17 protein-coding genes and 1 tRNA gene are annotated in these 17400 nt (G+C 64.5%); 8 read left to right on the top strand and 10 right to left on the bottom strand.

The window, feature by feature from the left end:
- The first annotated feature begins 26 nt into the window (after nucleotides 1-26).
- Both JYK05_RS03310 and JYK05_RS03305 read left to right on the top strand, forming a co-directional pair.
- Nucleotides 27-1094 (top strand): ParA family protein, encoded by a 1068-nt coding sequence (locus tag JYK05_RS03310; RefSeq protein ID WP_206467767.1) that lies wholly within the window; start codon nucleotides 27-29, stop codon nucleotides 1092-1094.
- Nucleotides 1095-1855: 761 nt separating this feature from the next.
- A complete protein-coding gene (locus JYK05_RS03305) occupies nucleotides 1856-2173 on the top strand; it encodes a hypothetical protein (protein WP_206467766.1) in 318 nt (105 codons plus the stop codon).
- A gap of 18 nt (nucleotides 2174-2191) precedes the next feature.
- On the opposite strand, the gene JYK05_RS03300 is transcribed toward JYK05_RS03305, so the two are convergent.
- Entirely contained in the window at nucleotides 2192-2350 is a 159-nt protein-coding gene (locus JYK05_RS03300; RefSeq protein ID WP_175939749.1) for a hypothetical protein, read from the bottom strand.
- Nucleotides 2351-2483: 133 nt separating this feature from the next.
- Between JYK05_RS03300 and JYK05_RS03295 the strand changes: the two genes are divergently transcribed.
- Both JYK05_RS03295 and JYK05_RS03290 read left to right on the top strand, forming a co-directional pair.
- A complete protein-coding gene (locus tag JYK05_RS03295) occupies nucleotides 2484-2993 on the top strand; it encodes a TonB family protein (RefSeq protein ID WP_206467765.1) in 510 nt (169 codons plus the stop codon).
- 291 nt (nucleotides 2994-3284) lie between these two features.
- Complete coding sequence (locus JYK05_RS03290) at nucleotides 3285-4589, top strand: MFS transporter (protein WP_206467764.1); 1305 nt, start codon at nucleotides 3285-3287, stop codon at nucleotides 4587-4589.
- Between the two features lie 756 nt (nucleotides 4590-5345).
- On the opposite strand, the gene opgC is transcribed toward JYK05_RS03290, so the two are convergent.
- Nucleotides 5346-6515: an OpgC domain-containing protein gene (opgC, locus tag JYK05_RS03285; RefSeq protein WP_206467763.1), complete on the bottom strand. Its 1170-nt coding sequence runs from the start codon at nucleotides 6513-6515 to the stop codon at nucleotides 5346-5348.
- A 235-nt stretch (nucleotides 6516-6750) separates the two neighbouring features.
- On the opposite strand from opgC, the gene JYK05_RS03280 reads away from it, so the two are divergent.
- Together JYK05_RS03280 and JYK05_RS03275 are read left to right on the top strand one after the other, a co-directional pair.
- Nucleotides 6751-6930 carry a hypothetical protein gene (locus JYK05_RS03280; RefSeq protein ID WP_175939744.1) on the top strand — a complete coding sequence of 60 codons (180 nt, stop codon included), beginning with the start codon at nucleotides 6751-6753 and terminating at the stop codon, nucleotides 6928-6930.
- Nucleotides 6931-7193: 263 nt separating this feature from the next.
- Entirely contained in the window at nucleotides 7194-8573 is a 1380-nt protein-coding gene (locus tag JYK05_RS03275) for a chloride channel protein (protein ID WP_206467762.1), read from the top strand.
- A gap of 106 nt (nucleotides 8574-8679) precedes the next feature.
- On the opposite strand, the gene minE is transcribed toward JYK05_RS03275, so the two are convergent.
- The 5 genes from minE to map form a co-directional block, all read right to left on the bottom strand.
- Nucleotides 8680-8934, bottom strand: coding sequence for a cell division topological specificity factor MinE (gene minE / locus JYK05_RS03270; protein WP_106855712.1), 255 nt, complete (start codon nucleotides 8932-8934; stop codon nucleotides 8680-8682).
- Nucleotides 8935-8943: 9 nt separating this feature from the next.
- Nucleotides 8944-9759, bottom strand: coding sequence for a septum site-determining protein MinD (gene minD / locus JYK05_RS03265; protein WP_175939742.1), 816 nt, complete (start codon nucleotides 9757-9759; stop codon nucleotides 8944-8946).
- Nucleotides 9760-9837: 78 nt separating this feature from the next.
- Nucleotides 9838-10620 (bottom strand): septum site-determining protein MinC, encoded by a 783-nt coding sequence (gene minC, locus JYK05_RS03260; RefSeq protein ID WP_206467761.1) that lies wholly within the window; start codon nucleotides 10618-10620, stop codon nucleotides 9838-9840.
- 117 nt (nucleotides 10621-10737) lie between these two features.
- Nucleotides 10738-11262, bottom strand: coding sequence for a GNAT family N-acetyltransferase (locus JYK05_RS03255; RefSeq protein WP_175939740.1), 525 nt, complete (start codon nucleotides 11260-11262; stop codon nucleotides 10738-10740).
- Between the two features lie 160 nt (nucleotides 11263-11422).
- Complete coding sequence (gene map, locus JYK05_RS03250) at nucleotides 11423-12205, bottom strand: type I methionyl aminopeptidase (protein ID WP_175940617.1); 783 nt, start codon at nucleotides 12203-12205, stop codon at nucleotides 11423-11425.
- A 220-nt stretch (nucleotides 12206-12425) separates the two neighbouring features.
- Between map and JYK05_RS03245 the strand changes: the two genes are divergently transcribed.
- Nucleotides 12426-12776: a hypothetical protein gene (locus JYK05_RS03245; RefSeq protein WP_206467760.1), complete on the top strand. Its 351-nt coding sequence runs from the start codon at nucleotides 12426-12428 to the stop codon at nucleotides 12774-12776.
- A gap of 124 nt (nucleotides 12777-12900) precedes the next feature.
- Here the strand turns inward: JYK05_RS03245 and JYK05_RS03240 are convergent.
- From JYK05_RS03240 to JYK05_RS03230, 3 genes are all read right to left on the bottom strand, one after another.
- A tRNA-Ser gene (locus JYK05_RS03240) sits at nucleotides 12901-12991 on the bottom strand.
- 110 nt (nucleotides 12992-13101) lie between these two features.
- Nucleotides 13102-14397 carry a serine--tRNA ligase gene (gene serS / locus JYK05_RS03235; protein ID WP_175939738.1) on the bottom strand — a complete coding sequence of 432 codons (1296 nt, stop codon included), beginning with the start codon at nucleotides 14395-14397 and terminating at the stop codon, nucleotides 13102-13104.
- A gap of 118 nt (nucleotides 14398-14515) precedes the next feature.
- Complete coding sequence (locus tag JYK05_RS03230; protein WP_206467759.1) at nucleotides 14516-15832, bottom strand: replication-associated recombination protein A; 1317 nt, start codon at nucleotides 15830-15832, stop codon at nucleotides 14516-14518.
- A 230-nt stretch (nucleotides 15833-16062) separates the two neighbouring features.
- On the opposite strand from JYK05_RS03230, the gene cytX reads away from it, so the two are divergent.
- Nucleotides 16063-17367 (top strand): putative hydroxymethylpyrimidine transporter CytX, encoded by a 1305-nt coding sequence (gene cytX / locus JYK05_RS03225; protein WP_206467758.1) that lies wholly within the window; start codon nucleotides 16063-16065, stop codon nucleotides 17365-17367.
- Nucleotides 17368-17400 lie beyond the last annotated feature (33 nt).

The following is a 17400-nucleotide window of genomic DNA, read 5'->3' as shown; positions in this document are numbered from 1 at the left end:
TAGACAGCGAACAAACAGGAGAGGGCATGGCAATTAGCAGGTATGTTGTATGGAACAACAAGGGCGGGGTGGGCAAAAGTACCATCACGTTTCACATCGCCTCGCGTTATGCAGAAGCGCATCCCGATAAGCAAGTCCTCGTAATTGATCTGTGCCCACAGGCTAACTCGAGCATGATGCTGCTCGGTGGAGGCACGAGTGGGGAAAATCACGTGCTCGGGTTGTGCACCGAGGCGGTTCCGCGTACTGTGGTTGGGTATATGAGTTCAGTCATCTCTCGCGGTGCCGGCGCCCTCCTGCCGAACCCGCACGACTTTCTCGTGGATGTCGACGCCGTTAACCCTGCTATGCCGCCGAACCTTGTGCTTCTATGCGGCGACGGCAATCTCGAGCCAATGGCTCCGGCAGTAAGTCAAGCGGCGAATGCGCCTCCCCTGACTCCCGCAATCCAGCCGTGGAAATGGGTACACCTGATTTTTCGAGAGCTGATTGATTCATATGCGAAGGAGCTTGGCGATCAAGATCTGACAGTGTTTGTAGACACCAACCCCAGTTTCTCGATTTACACCGAATTGGCAATCTCCGCTGGCGATCGGCTAATCGTTCCAGTCAACGCGGACGATTCGTCCCGAGTGGCCACAAACGCGCTGTTCATCCTCCTTCACGGGCAAGTGCCACCACATCCCATTTACGGATCATGGACGTACGCGGCCAAGGCTCACTCGTTCGGCATGGTGATTCCGCAGATTCACGTCATCGTCGGCAACCGCCTGACGCAATATGGCGGTCCTGCGGGAGCGTTCAGCGCACTCTCGGACGCCACAGCCGACGCCCTCTTCCATGCGTATCGAGCTCACCCGTCGTATTTCACGCGCCGCGGAGCTATCGCTACGAACGTCGAGCAGTTCCGGCAGATGTATGCCGTAGCGCTTCGAGATTTCAATACAGCAGGCGTAGTGTCAGCACATCTCGGCAGGCCGCTAACGCAACTGCCTGGTGGGCACTATCCGGTTCATGGACAGCAGATTCAGGTCAATGCGGATCGAGTGACCGAATGTCTTCGCGCCGTGAACAATCTCGTCGGGATGATCTAGCAGAAGGACGTATCTTTTACGCCGGTTCACTTGCGCGTCGACATGGTGGACATGATGGTGCATGGCAACGTCGCACCGAACCCCCTCGCTGGTTGACCTGCTTGAGAAACGGCCTCCGCCTCATGCGAAGGAGGCGCGCAATCTTCGAGGCTTGCGGCGTTTTGTCGTCCCAGCCCATCGTCGAACCATCGGCGAGCGGCCCTAAGAAGCCGCTTTTTGCCGCGCTCGGGCTGAGCGCGGGAAGTCTGGCGAGGTCACCTTCCGTCAGCACCTACGATGGCACGCAGGAAAAGGGGGCGTTGAAAGCGCTTTGCGAAGGCGTGCAAGAAGCCGCTGGAAGCGGCGATTGAACATCTACATCGGAGTTGGCGCATGGTCGAAAGGTCGGGAGGATCGAGGCGCGACTCCTCTACGCTCGCAGAAAGATTAGCGATGGCTATGGCGCGTTGCTGACAAAGCGTCTGGTTTGGGCACTTATTCGGTTGCTGCGCACCTCATGACGGGTGCTCACCGTTGCATAAAGATAGCTGCAACTTTCAGATAAACCGCATTGCGCCCCCAGTCACCCCCAAGTATCGTCGCAAAGCTTCTTCACGCGTTCCCCCGTATCCGCGTGACGGGAGCCTTCAATGGTAGGTTGGCTTGAGCCTCGCCGAGCGCGAGGCTTTTTTTCGCCGCCACGGTCTGTTCGCAGCACCCATTGAACGCCGCGCCCGCTGCCGCATCTAACCGCGCTCACCACTCAGCGCGGAGACCTGCCGATGCACCGCACTTGCAGCATTCCCCTTCTGTTGGCGCTTGCCTGCTGCGGCGAGGCGTCGGCGCAGGCGAACAGATCGCCTAACGCCCAATGGCGCCGCGCCGACACCACACTCTTCGATCTCGTCCAGAACGGCTACACCATCGTCGCGATGACGAGCGCGCCCGCGCGCAGCCCGGCGTCGCCCGAGGACACGTACATCCTGCAGAAAACCAATAGCGTGTACCGCTGTGTCGAGACACGCGCCGCCGAATCCGCAGCGACGCGTTCGACGCCGCCGCTGCGTTGCACCGAGCTCGTCAAGCCCTACTCCGACTAGCTCGACGCGCCACCGCGCTCAACCCACGGGCGGTTCGCCCTCGCCGGGCTGCTGGCCCGGGTTGTCGTGCGGCGCCTGCTTGCGCCCCTGATCGTCACGCTCCGGCAGCTTGCTCTTCTCGTTGTCGCTGTGTTCGGCAGGCTGCGCGTCGTCGGGACGATTCGTTTCACCAGTCATGGCTCCCTCCTTGTACGTTCGAAGTATTCGAGTAGCGGAGCAAGACCCGCACCCGGAAAGCGCTAATACCGGGCGGCTCCGGCAGCGGCTACTATTTGAGTATCGCCCCGCGCGCCACTCGTCCTCACGAATCATGATCGCGACGTCCGCATCGCCCGTTCGGATCGCCGCTGCCTGGCTAGGCATCGCGCTGATCCTCGCGCTGATCCTCGCCACTTCCGCCTGCACGTTCACGCCGCCGCCGAGCGTCGTTCAGGCGCGCGCCGCCGCGCCGTCGCCGGCGCCGGGGCTGACGCTCGATCAGTACAAGGCGCGCATCGCGGAGAGAATTTTCGAGCGCAATCCGTCGCTCGTGCTGCACGGCACGCCGCAGGCGATGCTGCGGTCGTTCGTGCTCGTCGCGTTCACGGTGGACCGTAGCGGGCGGCTCGTGCAATCGTCCGTGTATCGGACCAACGGCGACGACGAAGCCGAAGCCACCGCGCTCGCCTCCCTGCGCCGCTCCGCCCCGCTGCCCGCGCCGCCCGCCCGCCTGCTGAACGGCAAAGGCCAGGTCGAATTGTTCGAAGGATGGATGTTCAACGACAACGGACAGTTCCAGTTGCAGACGTCGCACTCGCCGCAAGCGACGAGCATCGACTAGTGCGGATCGGCGCGCGTCGGTGCAGATTGGCGCTTGCCGGACACGATCGTTATAATTTTTGGCATCCCCTTGCCGGTTCTACACCGGCCGGCCTTCGCCACGCGCTTACCCCGCGCGCCGTGCGAAGCGCCTCCAGGCATGGCCCGCTCGCCTCCGTCTCGCGCACCACGCCCAGCGCGAGCCCGAGCTATCGCGCCCGATTCCCCAGACGCACGAACGCAGCGCCGATCGAGCACGTCGCGCGAGTGCGAGCGCAGCAACAGACACTACAACGCAATAAACGGAGACAGCATGTCATCACCCTCGCTTTCCGCCGCCAAGCCCGGCGACAAAGCCCAAAGCAGGTCGCGCGTGATTTTCGCGAGTTTCATCGGCACCGCGATCGAGTTCTACGACTTTTACGTCTACGCGACCGCCGCCGCGCTCGTCATCGGGCCGGTGTTCTTTCCGCACGGATCGCCCGCCGCACAGGCGCTCTCCGCGTTCGTGACCTTCGGCATCGCGTTTCTTGCGCGGCCGGTCGGTTCGTTCCTGTTCGGGCATTTCGGCGATCGCGTCGGCCGCAAATCGACGCTCGTCGCGTCTTTGCTGGTGATGGGTCTCTCGACGACGCTCATTGGCTTCGTCCCCGGCTACGCGTCGATTGGCAGCCTGGCGCCCGTGCTGCTGTGCATTCTGCGGTTCGGACAGGGCATCGGGCTCGGCGGCGAATGGGGCGGCGCGGCGCTGCTCGCCACCGAATACGCACCGCAAGGCAAGCGCGGCCTGTTCGGGATGTTCCCGCAACTCGGGCCGTCGGTCGGCTTTCTGGCGTCAAACGGCTTGTTCTTCGGTCTCGCGCTCTCGCTGTCGGACGAGCAGTTTCGCAGTTGGGGCTGGCGCGTGCCGTTCCTCGTCAGCGCGGTGCTGGTGGCGCTCGGCCTTTACGTGCGATTGAAGATCGCCGAGACGCCCGCGTTCCGCGCCGCGCTCCAGCGCCAAGAACGCGTGAAGGTGCCGATCGCGACGCTGTTCAGCCGCTATCTCGGGCCGACGCTGCTCGGCGCGCTCGCGATGGTCGTCTGCTACACGCTCTTCTACATCTCGACGGTCTTTTCCTTGTCGTACGGCGTCGCGACGCTGCACTTCTCGCGCGAGAAGTTCCTCGGTTTGCTCTGTTTCGCGGTGCTGTTCATGGCGATCGCCACGCCGATCTCGGCCATCGCCAGCGACCGGTTCGGCCGCAAGCCGGTGCTCATCGTGAGTTGCATCGCGGCGATTCTGTCCGGTTTCGCAATGGCTCCGCTGCTCGGCAGCGGCAACACGGCTTACGTGGCGCTCTTTCTCACGATCGAACTGTTCCTGATGGGCGCGACGTTCGCACCGATGGGCGCGCTCCTTCCCGAGCTTTTCCCCACGAACGTGCGCTACACGGGCGCGGGCGTAGCCTACAACCTCGGCGGGATTCTGGGCGCGTCGGTGGCGCCGTATATCGCGCAATTGCTCGCCAATCGCGGCGGTCTGGCGTGGGTCGGCGGGTATGTGTCGGCGGCAGCGGCGGTCAGCCTGCTCGCGGTGCTGGCCATGCGGGAGACGCGCGACATCGTGATGGAGTGAGGGCGGCAGCGGCGGTCGCGCGCCGGTCGCGCTAGACGGCGCGGGTCGGCTGTCGCCGTTCTGCGGGCGACGCGGGCGGTCGCGAAATCACGCTATTCGTCGGCGATCGTCTGTCGATCGCTTCCGCAGGCCGTCGCGTTGCCAGGCCGGCGTGTCGGTTCTCGCAGAATCGCGGTCGAACGAATGCGAGGCGGCTTCAGCCATAGCGCCGGACACGGGCCCTCTCTTCTCAGGCGGCGTGCTGGTACTCCTGATATCGCGCCTGAGTGATGCCGTGGCCGCGTCCGACGATCGCGCCGATCGACGTCGTGCGCAGCGCCAGCCGCGCCGTTCGTTTGCGTGCGGCTGAGTGCGCTCCTTGCGCCGCTCGATGAAAGCCGCGGCGCGTCCGACAATCGCGGCGATCAACGTCGCGCGCAGCGCGAGCCCGCGCCGTTCGTATGCGTGCGCCCGAGTGCGCTCTTGTGCCGCTCGATGAAAGCCGCGGCGCGTCCGACGATCGCGCCGATCGACGTCGTGCGCAGCGCCAGCCGCGCCGTTCGTTTGCGTGCGGCTGAGTGCGCTCCTTGTCCCGCTCGATGAGACCTGCACGCCGCTCAACGATCCCGTCAGCTAACGCGGATGTCAGTGCACAAAAGCTCGCCGTTTCTTGACCGGTCCGCAGTTTCCTGAGATGTCGACGGTCGACGCGCCGCGACCGGAGATTCATCGGCGTCTCGCGGCCACCCGCGCTGACACACGCGCGGCCGCTCCGCCTCACCGATCCCGCCGATTGACCGCATGCGCCGGCACGGGCCGCCGTTCGATCAAAGCACGTCGCCGCGCCGTCTCACGACACGCCCGCGCCGCTTTGCGCTCCGCCCAAAATCGCGCGAGCCACAGCAGAAAGCCGACGGCGATCGCATCCGCGACCATCCCCGCCAGCCAGTGCGACGGATACCGCCCGAGGTTCTCGACGCCCATCGCGCGCAACGCCGAATCCAGCACGAGCGACACGGCCGCGCCCGCGATAAAGCATACGAGTCCCTGCTGCCCGACCGTCACGATGCCCGGAAACCTGCGAGCGAGCGTGCCGATCCAGCCTGCATAGACCGCGCGCGCGATGATCCACGCCACTGCGCCGAAACTCACGATGCGCAGCGTCGCGAGGTTCTGCTTCATGTATCCCGGCGGCGCCTGCGTTTCCAGAAAGAGCTTCGCGAACGCGAACGTCAGCGCGAACGCAACCGCCAGGCAAGTCAGCGCCCGCGCGACGCGTCCCGCGTGGAAGTCGTCGCTGATCGGCTGCACGCGCGCGAGCACGCCCGTTACGAACATCAGCTGCCACGCCAACGGATTGAAGGACCACGCCTGCGCATACGAAGCCGGAAGCGCGTTGGCGAGCGGTGCCGCCGCGAGCCAAAGCAGCAGGCTGCCGAACATCGCGATGACCGGCCTGCGCGCGGCGAGCGGCACCACGACGGGTACGGCGAGCGCGAAAAGCGAATACATCGGCAGCACCGACGATAGATACGGCTGCTGCCGCAGCAGCGCGACATCGAAGAGCAGGCCGAACGGGCGCGCGAGAAACGCCGGCCATTCGGTGTACTGGAGCATCGGCGAATCGATCCGCAGCAGCATCAAGAGCGCGCCGCCGATGAGCATCAGCACCGCCGTCAGCAGATACGCGCGATAGATTTCCCAGCTTCGCCTGAAAAAGCGACGGCGAGCGGCCGAACCACTCCGGCGCGTCGCAAGCGCCGTGTAAGCCGCCGCCGACGCGTAACCGCCCAGAAACACGAACACTTCCGCGGAATCGCAAAAGGCGTACTGATGCAGCGTGAAGCGCGACAGCACGCTTCCCGATATGTGGTCCACCGCGATGATCAGAAGCACGATTCCCCGAAAGAAATCGACTTCGAGCGAACGTGCCGGCGGGGAAGTCATCTGTCGAATGCTCCTCGGACTGCGGTCGGGCGCGCCTGTCGGAAGCGATCGCGCGCATACGGGGTTTGTACCTAGCGTCGAAACAAAATTCCCGTGGCAACGTAATCAGGTACGTACTTTCAAGGTAACACCGGCAGACGGTCGGCAAGCTGGCGGCGAGATGGCTTTTTCGCCGGTTTCGCCGTGCGCGGTTCGACTGATCCTGGACAACAACATACGTTGCATCGAGACCATCATGTCCCTTCACCTGACCAGCTCCCATCTCGTCGCGATGATCGCCATCGCGCTCTCGGTCGCGTTGCTGCTCGCTATTAAGTTTCGGCCCGCGACGTGGCGCGGCGTGGTGTGCGAAGCGCTTCTCGCCAACCTGAGCGCGATCGCGGCGGTCGTCGCTTTCGAAATGCTGACGGCCTGACGTTTTTTCGCGAGCCGTCGCGATTCGGTTGAACTCTCGTAAAGAGGCGCGGTCGGAAGAAGTAATGCCGTTTGTGTCGCTGATTGCGGCGCGCCCGGCTCTCTTCTCCTCTCCGCTCCTGATTGATAGGAGCGTTTCCTGGGCGCCTGGCGAAAGCCTCGCGCCTGTTCTTTTTTCCCGCCCGCTTTCTGTCATCAGCCCGGCGACGCGAATTGCGTTTTTGGGATCATCGTTATAATCGGCGCTTTGCCGACGGCCTTCGCATGATCCGCGCGCTTCGTTCCCTCTCGACTGTCACCACGCGCCGAACGCGCAGCCTCTGGCGCCGCTACGGCATCTTCTGGCTGGGCGCGATTCTCGTCGGTCTCGTCGCCGTGTATTACGCGCGGCTCATCGACTGGGGATACGGCCTCTTCATGGGCTTTCGCGCGGAACATACGTGGCTGCCGCTCATCGTGACGCCGGCCGTGGCGGCGCTCTGCGTGCTTGTCACGCGCGCGTTCTTTCGCGGCTCGGAAGGCAGCGGCATTCCACAGGTAATCGCCGTGCTGCATAGCCCGACATCGGCGGCGGGCGGGCGGCTGCTCACGCTCAAGATTCTCGCCAGCAAGATCGCCGTTTCGTTCCTCGCGATTCTCGGCGGCTTCACCATCGGTCGCGAAGGGCCGACGGTGCAGGTCGGCGCGGCGCTCATGTTCAACATGCGGCGCTTCTATCCACGCTCGAATTCGCTGATCGAGCGCCAACTCGTGCTCGCCGGCGCGGCGGCCGGATTGTCCGCGGCATTCAACACGCCGCTCGCGGGCATCGTGTTCGCCATCGAGGAACTCACGCGCAGCTTCGAAGTGCGCGCGAGCGGCGTGCTGATCACCGGCATCATCATCGCGGGTATCGTCGCGCTCGGGCTCAACGGCAACTACACCTACTTCGGCACCATCGACGTCGGCGCGCATTTTCCGAAGATGCTGGCCGTGGCCGTCGTCGTCACGGCGATCGTCACCGGCATCGCGGGCGGCGTGTTCTGCTGGCTGCTGCTCAACACGAGCAAGTGGATTCCCGCGCCGTTGCGCAAGCTCCATGCGTCGCAGCCGGTCGCGTTCGCCGCGCTCTGCGGGCTCGTGATCGCGGCGGTCGGCATCGTGTCGGGCGGCAACACCTTCGGCAGCGGCTACGCGGAAGCGCGCGGCCTGCTGGAAGGACGCGAGCATCTTTCGGCGTTCTATCCGCTCTTGAAGATGGTCTCGATGATCGGCTCGTATCTGCCCGGCATTCCGGGCGGAATTTTCGCGCCCTCGCTGTCCATCGGCGCGGGCTTCGGCAACGTCCTGCACATGGTGTTCTCGGACATGCAGTTGCCCATGCTGATCGCGCTCGCGATGGTCGGCTATCTCGCCGCCGTCACGCAATCGCCGATCACCGCGTTCGTGATCGTGATGGAGATGATCAACGGGCACGCGCTCGTCATCTCGCTGATGGCCACCGCGCTGATTTCGAGCCGCGTGTCGCGCGTGTTCGCCCCGCCGCTCTACGAGGCGCTGTCGGAGCGTTATATGACGCCGCTCGCGCATCCAGCCGCGCCTTCGCCCGAAGTGCCGGACCCGGAGACGGAGGCCGCTGCTGAGGCGGCCGCTTCGCAGAAATAGCGCGCGCAAACGATAGCGCGCCCAAACAAAAAGCCAGGATCGCCCGATCCTGGCTTTTTCGTTTGCGAGTCCGCGACAGCAGGCGCCGCGCGGACCGACGGCGGCGCTAGGCCTGTGGAATCTCGATCTTGACTTCCAGCACTTCGAGATCGTCCTGACGTTCGAGGCTCACCCGAATATCGTCATCGGAAATCTTCACGTATTTCGAAATCACGGCAACGAGTTCTCGTTGCAACGCCGGCAGGTAATCGGCGGCGGCTTTGCCACCCGCGCGCTCGTGCGCAATGATCAACTGCAAGCGTTCCTTCGCGACCGAAGCGGACTTCTTCTTCTCGCCCAGCAAAAACGAAAGAATCGACATTGCGTCCCCTTACTTGGTGCCGAAGATGCGTTGCAGCAGACCAGGCTTCTGATAGTCGGTGAAACGCAGCGCCTTGTCCTCGCCGAGGAAACGCGACACCACGTCCTTGTAGGCTTCCGCGACATCCGTGCCGTCGAGATGCACGGCCGGCAAGCCCTGATTCGATGCATGCAGCACCGCTTCCGATTCCGGAATCACGCCGATCAGGTCGATGCGCAGAATCTCCTGAATGTCGTTGAGCGACAGCATCTCGCCTTCGGACACGCGCTTCGGGTTGTAGCGCGTGATAAGCAGATGCTCCTTCACGGGCTCCTTGCCTTCCATCGCGCGCTTCGTCTTGGAAGCCAGAATGCCGAGAATGCGGTCCGAGTCGCGCACGGACGACACTTCCGGATTCGTCACGATGAGCGCCTCATCGGCGAAGTGCATGGCCATCAGCGCGCCCGACTCGATACCGGCTGGCGAATCGCACACGATGTACTCGAAGTCCATCTTGATGAGTTCGTTGATGACCTTCTCGACGCCCTCGAGCGTGAGCGCGTCCTTGTCACGAGTCTGAGACGCCGGAAGGATGTAGAGGTTCTCGCACTTCTTGTCCTTGATGAGCGCCTGATGCAGGTTCGCCTCGCCCTGGATCACGTTGATGAGGTCGTACACCACGCGGCGTTCGCAGCCCATGATGAGGTCGAGGTTGCGCAGACCGACGTCAAAGTCGATCACGGCCGTCTTGTGGCCGCGAATCGCGAGCGCCGATGCGAAACTCGCGCTCGTGGTCGTCTTGCCGACGCCGCCCTTCCCCGAAGTCACCACAATGATTTTTGCCATACAAGTACCTTGTGTTCGTCAAATGGGTCCGCCTGCGCTCCCTGCATGAGCGCGCGCCATCGCACCGGGCGCGCGGCTTCAGGTCAGCCGCAACGGTTCGATCATGAGTTTTTCTTCGTCCAGCCAGATTTGCACGGGCTTGCTCGCCACGTCGGCGGGCAGCGGGTTTTCGGTCGTCCGGTAGATCCCCGCGATGGAGATCAGTTCCGGTTCGAGACACGTGCAGAAGATGCGCGCGTCGAGATTGCCGTGCACGCCGGCGAGCGCGCGGCCCCGCAGCGGCGCATAGACGTGGATGTTGCCTTCCGCGATGACTTCCGCCCCGTACGACACGAGCCCGAGCACGATGAGATCGCCCTTCGCGTAAACCTGCTGCCCGGAGCGCAGCGGCCGGTCGATGATGGTCGCCGGTTGCGGAACGGCCGGCGGCGGTTCCTTGGCGACAGCCGCTTCGATGACGGCTGCGGCTTCGGTGTTGGGCTTGGCTTCGTCCACCGAGGGCTTCGGCGCGCCGCGGCGATCGCGTGCTTCGAGAATCGGCAGGCCGCCCGCGTTCGCCCATTGAATCGCCCACGTCTGCGCGGGCAGCGCGACGACGCCAACCGGCCGCATGCGCACACTCTTGAGCAGCGCTTCGAGGTCCGCGAGCGAGATGCGTTCGCCTTCGCCGCCATTGCCCGAAGCCGCGAGACGCCGCACGTCGATGGCGACGACATCATTAGCAAAGAATTCGGGAGTCGCCTCGAAGCGCCGCGTGAGTTCGGTGCGCAGGGCATCGAGGTCTGGAGTCTTGACGACGAAGAGAAGCGTGTCGACGGAGCCGCTGCGCAGTTCGAAGAAGGGCGTTTTGTTGAGCGACATAGGAACGGCCAAAAATTTTGCGTATTTTACAGGCGTACACGCTCGCGGCCATAGTTTTTAAGACCGATTTTCAGCCACTGGAAAGGAAGAACGCGCGACGAGATGCGCCCGAAAGTCTCAGGCGTCGTGTCCGGGCTTCACGTGACGCACGTAGAGCGATTCGGCTTCCTGCTCGCTCGGAGGCATGGCGCGGCGATCGCCCGTGGGACCGAAGCCGAGCCGTTCGTAGAAGCGCATCGCGGTGCGGTTTTCATCGGCGATCCAGGCATGCACTTCGGATACGCCCTGCTCGGCGAGCCATTGCGACGCGACGTTTACGAGCAGTTCACCGCCGCGCAGATGACGCACGGCCGGCGCGACCCACAGCGCGCTCACGAACGCGCGCTTGTCGCCGCTCTCCTCGATGTACGCATGCACGAGCCCTGCGGGATGACCTTCGGTGTACAGCAGAAACGTCGCGAGCCGGGGCGAGCTGGCGTGCAGCGCGGCGGTCTGATCGAACGATGCGGGATCGACAAGCAGTGCATCTTCGAGCGTCTCGCCGAACGCGTAGGGCGCTTCGCGCAGCGACGCCGTGCGAAGCTCGCGCAGGACCGAACCCTGTTGCGCGGCAATGCGGCTGACGGTCAGTGAGGGACTCATGCGGGCAATTATCTCTCTGGCTTGCTGGCTGTGCTTCGAACGCTGGCAGCGGCTCGGACACATGGCCCATTGGCGTAGCTTCAACCGAACGGGCGAACCCGTCAATTCCTAAATCGTCGGTAAGTGCCTTACAGCGCACACCGCCTCCTCGCGGCGGGGCTCACGGCATCTGATACGCGCCCGTGCCGTCCGGCCACGGCGTGAGGACCTCGTAGCCGTCGTCGGTGACGGCGACCATGTGCTCCCACTGCGCGGAGAGCGACCGGTCCTTGGTGGTTACCGTCCAGCCGTCGCGCGATTGCTGCGTGGCCGCGCGGCCCGCGTTGATCATCGGCTCGATGGTGAAGACGAGGCCCGGCTTCAGTCGCAGACCGGCGCCCTTCTGCCCGTAGTGCAGCACTTGCGGGTCCTCGTGATACACACGCCCGATGCCGTGCCCGCAGTACTCCCGCACGACCGAAAAGCCTTCGCGATGCGCGACCGACTGAATCGCGAAGCCGATATCGCCGAGCGTCGCGCCGGGACGCACCTCGCGGATGCCTGCGAGCATCGCTTCGTAGGTCGTCTCGGTGAGGCGGCGCGCTTCCTTGCCGGGCGTGCCCGCGTAATACATGCGGCTCGTGTCGCCGAAGTAGCCGTCCTTGATGATGGCGACGTCGATGTTGATGATGTCGCCGTCTTTCAGTTCCTTCGGTCCCGGTATGCCGTGGCAGACGACATGATTCACCGAGGTGCAGACGGTCTTCGGAAAGCCCATATAGCCGACATTAGCCGGCACGGCCTTGAGTTCGTTGACGATGAACCGGTTGCAGATGGCGTCGAGTTCGTCCGTGGTGACGCCGGGGCGGACGTGTTCGGCGATCATCGCGAGAACTTCGGCGGCCATGCGGCCAGAGATGCGCAACTTTTCGATGTCGGCGGGGGTCTTGAGCGTGATGGCCATTGAGCGATGCGGATGGATTCGTGCCGCCTGCATGCGGGCGCCGGGCCGCCGTTCGCGAACGTTCGACGCGCGCCGCGCACGAGGACAATGAGGCCGATGATAGCATTCCCGCTTTCGTCGCCGGCTGCTTTCGGGCTGCATCTCTCGCCCGATCGCTGCCCTTGCGATGCGTCTTCGTCTGTGTTCAAGTGCGACGAATCGACTTCTCGTACGGAGCGTTATGAGCTTGTATCGCTTGAGTTTGGCTTGTGTGTTGGCGTCGGCTGCGGCGGCGCTCGCCGCGTGTGGATCGACGAGTGGCCCGGAACTGCGGGCATCGAAACCTGTAATCTATGTGTCTTCGGCGCGCACGGCGTCGGATGTATCCAGTTGCCTTCAGCGCATGCTGCCGTCGGCGCAGATCACGCGCGATCAGGGCTCGACGGAGCTTCTCGTCGGATCGAACGCGTGGCTCGTGACGCTGACGCCGTCGGGCTATGGGTCGATCGTCAAAGTGCAGCACGCCGCGTCGGACGACGGTGGCGTGCCCGAGCCCGAACTGCGCTTCGATGTGGCGCGCTGCGCGGTTTGAGGGCGCTACAAGCGATACGCGCGCCCGCCTGTTGAAAGATGAACGCATGACATCCATGCGTTCCGACGGCAGCCCCAAAAAGGAAAAACCCCGCAAGCCTGACGACTTGCGGGGTTTTGAATTTTGGCGGAAAGGGTGGGATTCGAACCCACGGTACGGGGAAACCGTACGCCTGATTTCGAGTCAGGTACATTCGACCACTCTGCCACCTTTCCGTCTACCAGCTTGCTGCTGCCGGCCTTCGCTGAACGGGTCGTTGCTCAACGAAGAATCGAAGTATATCGAAGTCGTGAAAGGTTTCCAAGCACCTTTTTGCAAATAAACATCACGCAGCCGGCGCTTCAATCCGCTCCGCGCCGCGCATGTAGGGACGCAGCGCGGCCGGAATGGTCACTGAGCCGTCCGCATTCTGGAAGTTCTCCAGCACGGCGACGAGCGTACGGCCGACCGCGAGCCCCGATCCGTTGAGCGTGTGCACGAACTCCGGCTTGTTCTGCGCGTTGCGAAAGCGCGCCTGCATGCGCCGCGCCTGGAACGCTTCGGTGTTCGAGCAGCTCGAGATCTCGCGATACGTGTTCTGCGCCGGCAGCCACACTTCCAGATCGAACGTCTTCGCTGCCGAGAAACCCATGTCGCCCGTGCAGAGCGTGATCACGCGATACGGCAGTTCGAGCTTCTGCAAAATGGCTTCGGCCTGGCCGACCATCTCGTCGAGCGCCGCGTACGAGTGTTCGGGCGCGACGACCTGCACCATCTCCACTTTGTCGAACTGATGCTGGCGAATGAGGCCACGCGTATCGCGACCGTACGAACCCGCCTCCGAGCGGAAGCACGGCGAATGCGCCGTCAGCTTCACCGGCAGCGCGCTCGCTTCGAGAATGCTGTCGCGCACCGTATTCGTCAGCGAAATCTCGGACGTCGAAATGAGGTACTGCGTGACCGTATTCTCGTCGCCGCCCTTCTCCACGCGGAACATGTCGTCGGCGAATTTCGGCAACTGGCCCGTGCCGTAGAGAATCTCCGGGTTCACGATGTACGGCGTGTACGCCTCGGTGTAGCCGTGCTGTTCCGTATGCGTGTCGATCATGAACTGCGCGAGCGCGCGATGCAGCCGCGCAATCGGCCCGCGCAGCAGCGTGAAGCGCGCGCCCGAGAGTTTCGCGCCGGTCTCGAAATCGAGTCCGAGCGGCGCGCCGACGTCCACGTGGTCCTTGACCTCGAAGTCGAACGCGCGCGGCGCGCCCCAGCGCCGCACTTCGACGTTCTGCGTCTCGTCCTGGCCGACGGGCACGCTTTCATGCGGCAAGTTCGGCACCGTCAGCATGAGGTCCGACAGGCGCTTCTGAATGTCTTCGAGCTTCGCCGCCGATTCCTTCATCGTGTCGCCGATGCCGCTCACTTCCGCCATCACCGCCGACGTGTCCTCGCCGCGGCCCTTCATCGCGCCGATCTGCTTCGACAGGCTATTGCGGCGCGCCTGCAGTTCTTCGGTGCGCGTCTGTATCTCGCGGCGCTCGGCTTCGAGCGCGGCGAAGGCGGCGACGTCGAGCGTGTAGCCCCGATCGGCGAGGCGCTTCGCGACGCCGTCCAGGTCTTTGCGGAGGAGTTGAATGTCGAGCATGGCGGGGCTGCGTTTGTTGAGTATTCGGAAACGCCGATTCTAGCGCACGGGCTCAGGCGTTCGCGGGCATCGCGGGATCGCTTCGCGAAATGCGCGTCGTGCCGCCGCGAAACGGCGCTTAACGCTTCTTCGGGTCCGGATGCTCGCGGCGCCAGGCTTCGTCGAGCTCGGAAAGCCGCGCGAGCTTTTCGCCGATCTTCCCTTCGAGGCCACGCGGCGTCGGCTGATACCAGTGCGGATCGCGCATGCCGTCCGGCAGATACGTTTCGCCCGCGGCGTACGCGTCCGGCTCGTCGTGCGCGTAGCGGTACTCGTGACCGTAGCCGAGTTCTTTCATCAGCTTGGTCGGCGCGTTGCGCAGATGCACCGGCACGCCGCGCGACTGGTCCCGGCTGACGAAACGCCGCGCCTCGTTGTACGCGTTGTAGCCCGCGTTCGATTTCGGCGCGACGGCGAGATAAATGAGCGCCTGCGCGACCGCGAGTTCGCCTTCCGGCGTGCCGAGACGCTCGTACGTTTCGGCGGCGTCGAGCGCGATGCGCGCGCCGCGCGGGTCGGCGAGCCCGATGTCCTCCCACGCCATGCGTACAATGCGCCGCACGAGATAACGCGGGTCCGCGCCGCCGTCGAGCATTCGGCAGAACCAGTACAGCGCAGCGTCCGGATTGCTGCCGCGCACCGACTTGTGCAGCGCGCTGATCTGGTCGTAGAACGCGTCGCCGCCCTTGTCGAAACGGCGCAGATTTTCGGCAAGCGCGCTGCCGAGCAGCGCGCCGTCCACCTCGGTCTTCTTCTGCTGCGCCGCCGCCCGCGCGACGATCTCCAGATTGTTCAGCAGTTTGCGGCCGTCGCCGTCGGCCGAACCGACGAGCGCCTCGCGCGCTTCGTCCGTGAACGTCAGTCCGCCGAGCTCGGCCGTCGCCCGTTCGAGCAGTTCCTTCAGCTCGTCGGCATCGAGACTCTTCAGCACATATACGGCCGCGCGCGACAACAACGCGCTGTTCACTTCGAACGACGGATTCTCCGTCGTCGCGCCGACGAACACGAAAAGCCCCGACTCGACGTGCGGCAAGAACGCATCCTGCTGGCTCTTGTTGAAGCGATGCACCTCGTCGACGAACACGAGCGTCTGCCGCCCGTTCGCGCGATGAATCTGCGCCGTCTCGACCGCCTCGCGGATGTCCTTCACGCCGGAGAGCACCGCCGACAGCGAGATGAACTCGGCGTCGAAGGCTGCTGCCATGAGGCGCGCGAGCGTGGTCTTGCCGACGCCGGGCGGGCCCCACAGAATCATCGAGTGCGCCTCGCCCGACTCGAACGCGACGCGCAGCGGCTTGCTCGGCCCGAGCAGATGCTTCTGCCCGATGACTTCGTCGATGGTGCGGGGACGCAGACGCTCCGCGAGCGGAACGGTGCCACGGTTTTCTTCGAACATGTGCTGTGGACGCAATTGGAGCGATTGAAGCAAATGGATGCGGGCTCTCCCGCAGAATCCGCAGGCGGCGATAATGTTGCGCTTTTTACCGGGCGCTTGGCATCGGCCGTTCGGCCTAGTTTTCAAGCCGAGCGACGGCAGGCACAATCGCGCACGATTCGGGTGATTATGACAGCCGCGCGCCGGGCGCGAACGGCGCCGCTCCAACCGACTTCCATAGGAACTACTCGATGCAGCAAGAGAACGACTCCACCTACGCGCCGCTCGTGCCGGTGCCCGCCGAGCGCCGCGCCTTCGGGGTGAGCGATGCCTTCGCTTTGTGGTTCTCGCTCGGCATCGGCCTGCTCGTCGCGCAGGCGGGCGCGCTTCTGGTGCCGGGCCTCTCGCTGCCGCACGCGCTCGCCGCGATCGCCATCGGCACGGTGATCGGCGTCGTGCTGCTGGCGCTCGCGGGCGTGGTCGGCACGGATACCGGGCTCGCGGCCATGTCCTCGCTGCGCCCGACGCTCGGCGTGCGCGGCGCGTCGGTGCCCGCCGTGCTCAATGCCGTGCAACTGGTCGGCTGGGGGTCGTTCGAGATCATCGTGATGCGCGATTCCGCCGACGCGCTCGCCAAACAATCCTTCCATCTCTCGATGCCGCTCGTCTGGACGCTCCTCTTCGGCGCGCTTGCGACGCTGCTCGCGGTGAGCGGGCCGCTCTCGTTCGTGCGGCGCTTCTTGCGCACATGGGGCATCTGGCTCCTGCTCGGCGGGGCCGGCTGGCTGACGTGGAATCTGCTGTCGAAGCACGATCTCGCCGCGCTGATGGCGCGCCCCGGCACCGGCGAAATGGCGTTCGGCGCGGGCATCGACCTCGTGGTGGCGATGCCGCTGTCGTGGCTGCCGCTCATCGCCGATTACACGCGCTTCGGCCGCAGCGCGAGCGGCACGTTTCGCGGCACGCTGCTCGGCTACGGCATCGCGAATCTTTGGTTCTATGCGCTCGGCGCGGTGTATGGGCTGGCGGCGGGCGGCGGCGACACGCTGCTCACCGTCGCGCTCGCGCAGGCGGGCGGCGGCATTGCGCTGCTGCTGATTCTGATCGATGAAATCGACAACGCCTTCGCCGACATTCACTCGGCGGCCGTGTCTACCGGCACGTTCTGGGCGCGCGCGAGCGTGCCGATGCTGTCGGCGGCGTTCGGCGCGCTGTGCACGCTGGTCGCGCTCGTCGTGGCGATGGGCAAGTATCAGAACTTCCTGCTCTTGATCGGCTCGGTGTTCGCGCCGCTTTTCGGCGTCGTGCTGGCGGACCACTTCATCGTGCGGAAGCGCCGCGTGGATGCCGCCGCGGTCGGCCGTATAGACGGGCGCTACGGCTACTCGGGCGGCTGGCACGTGAGCGCGTTCATCGCGTGGGCGGTCGGCATCGCTGTCTATCACGCCATCAACGCATGGTTGCCGAATCTCGGCGCGACGCTGCCGGCGCTCGCGCTCGGCGCGGTGTGCTATCTGCTGCTGGTATCGACGCGGCGGGCTGCGGTCGCTTCGTGATCTCAACGCCAGCGCGCGCGGATTCGGCTCGCG

Source organism: Caballeronia sp. M1242 (assembly GCF_017220215.1).
GTDB lineage: Bacteria > Pseudomonadota > Gammaproteobacteria > Burkholderiales > Burkholderiaceae > Caballeronia.
Note: the sequence above shows the minus strand (reverse complement) of the source record. Positions and strands in the feature narration are given on the sequence as shown.

What these genes read in the sequence shown, in the direction of transcription:
- JYK05_RS03310 (WP_206467767.1), top strand. Translation starts at nt 27, where the DNA reads ATGGCAATTAGCAGGTATGTTGTATGGAACAACAAGGGCGGGGTGGGC.
- JYK05_RS03305 (WP_206467766.1), top strand. Translation starts at nt 1,856, where the DNA reads ATGCACCGCACTTGCAGCATTCCCCTTCTGTTGGCGCTTGCCTGCTGC.
- JYK05_RS03300 (WP_175939749.1), bottom strand. Translation starts at nt 2,350, where the DNA reads ATGACTGGTGAAACGAATCGTCCCGACGACGCGCAGCCTGCCGAACAC.
- JYK05_RS03295 (WP_206467765.1), top strand. Translation starts at nt 2,484, where the DNA reads ATGATCGCGACGTCCGCATCGCCCGTTCGGATCGCCGCTGCCTGGCTA.
- JYK05_RS03290 (WP_206467764.1), top strand. Translation starts at nt 3,285, where the DNA reads ATGTCATCACCCTCGCTTTCCGCCGCCAAGCCCGGCGACAAAGCCCAA.
- opgC (WP_206467763.1), bottom strand. Translation starts at nt 6,515, where the DNA reads ATGACTTCCCCGCCGGCACGTTCGCTCGAAGTCGATTTCTTTCGGGGA.
- JYK05_RS03280 (WP_175939744.1), top strand. Translation starts at nt 6,751, where the DNA reads ATGTCCCTTCACCTGACCAGCTCCCATCTCGTCGCGATGATCGCCATC.
- JYK05_RS03275 (WP_206467762.1), top strand. Translation starts at nt 7,194, where the DNA reads ATGATCCGCGCGCTTCGTTCCCTCTCGACTGTCACCACGCGCCGAACG.
- minE (WP_106855712.1), bottom strand. Translation starts at nt 8,934, where the DNA reads ATGTCGATTCTTTCGTTTTTGCTGGGCGAGAAGAAGAAGTCCGCTTCG.
- minD (WP_175939742.1), bottom strand. Translation starts at nt 9,759, where the DNA reads ATGGCAAAAATCATTGTGGTGACTTCGGGGAAGGGCGGCGTCGGCAAG.
- minC (WP_206467761.1), bottom strand. Translation starts at nt 10,620, where the DNA reads ATGTCGCTCAACAAAACGCCCTTCTTCGAACTGCGCAGCGGCTCCGTC.
- JYK05_RS03255 (WP_175939740.1), bottom strand. Translation starts at nt 11,262, where the DNA reads ATGAGTCCCTCACTGACCGTCAGCCGCATTGCCGCGCAACAGGGTTCG.
- map (WP_175940617.1), bottom strand. Translation starts at nt 12,205, where the DNA reads ATGGCCATCACGCTCAAGACCCCCGCCGACATCGAAAAGTTGCGCATC.
- JYK05_RS03245 (WP_206467760.1), top strand. Translation starts at nt 12,426, where the DNA reads ATGAGCTTGTATCGCTTGAGTTTGGCTTGTGTGTTGGCGTCGGCTGCG.
- serS (WP_175939738.1), bottom strand. Translation starts at nt 14,397, where the DNA reads ATGCTCGACATTCAACTCCTCCGCAAAGACCTGGACGGCGTCGCGAAG.
- JYK05_RS03230 (WP_206467759.1), bottom strand. Translation starts at nt 15,832, where the DNA reads ATGTTCGAAGAAAACCGTGGCACCGTTCCGCTCGCGGAGCGTCTGCGT.
- cytX (WP_206467758.1), top strand. Translation starts at nt 16,063, where the DNA reads ATGCAGCAAGAGAACGACTCCACCTACGCGCCGCTCGTGCCGGTGCCC.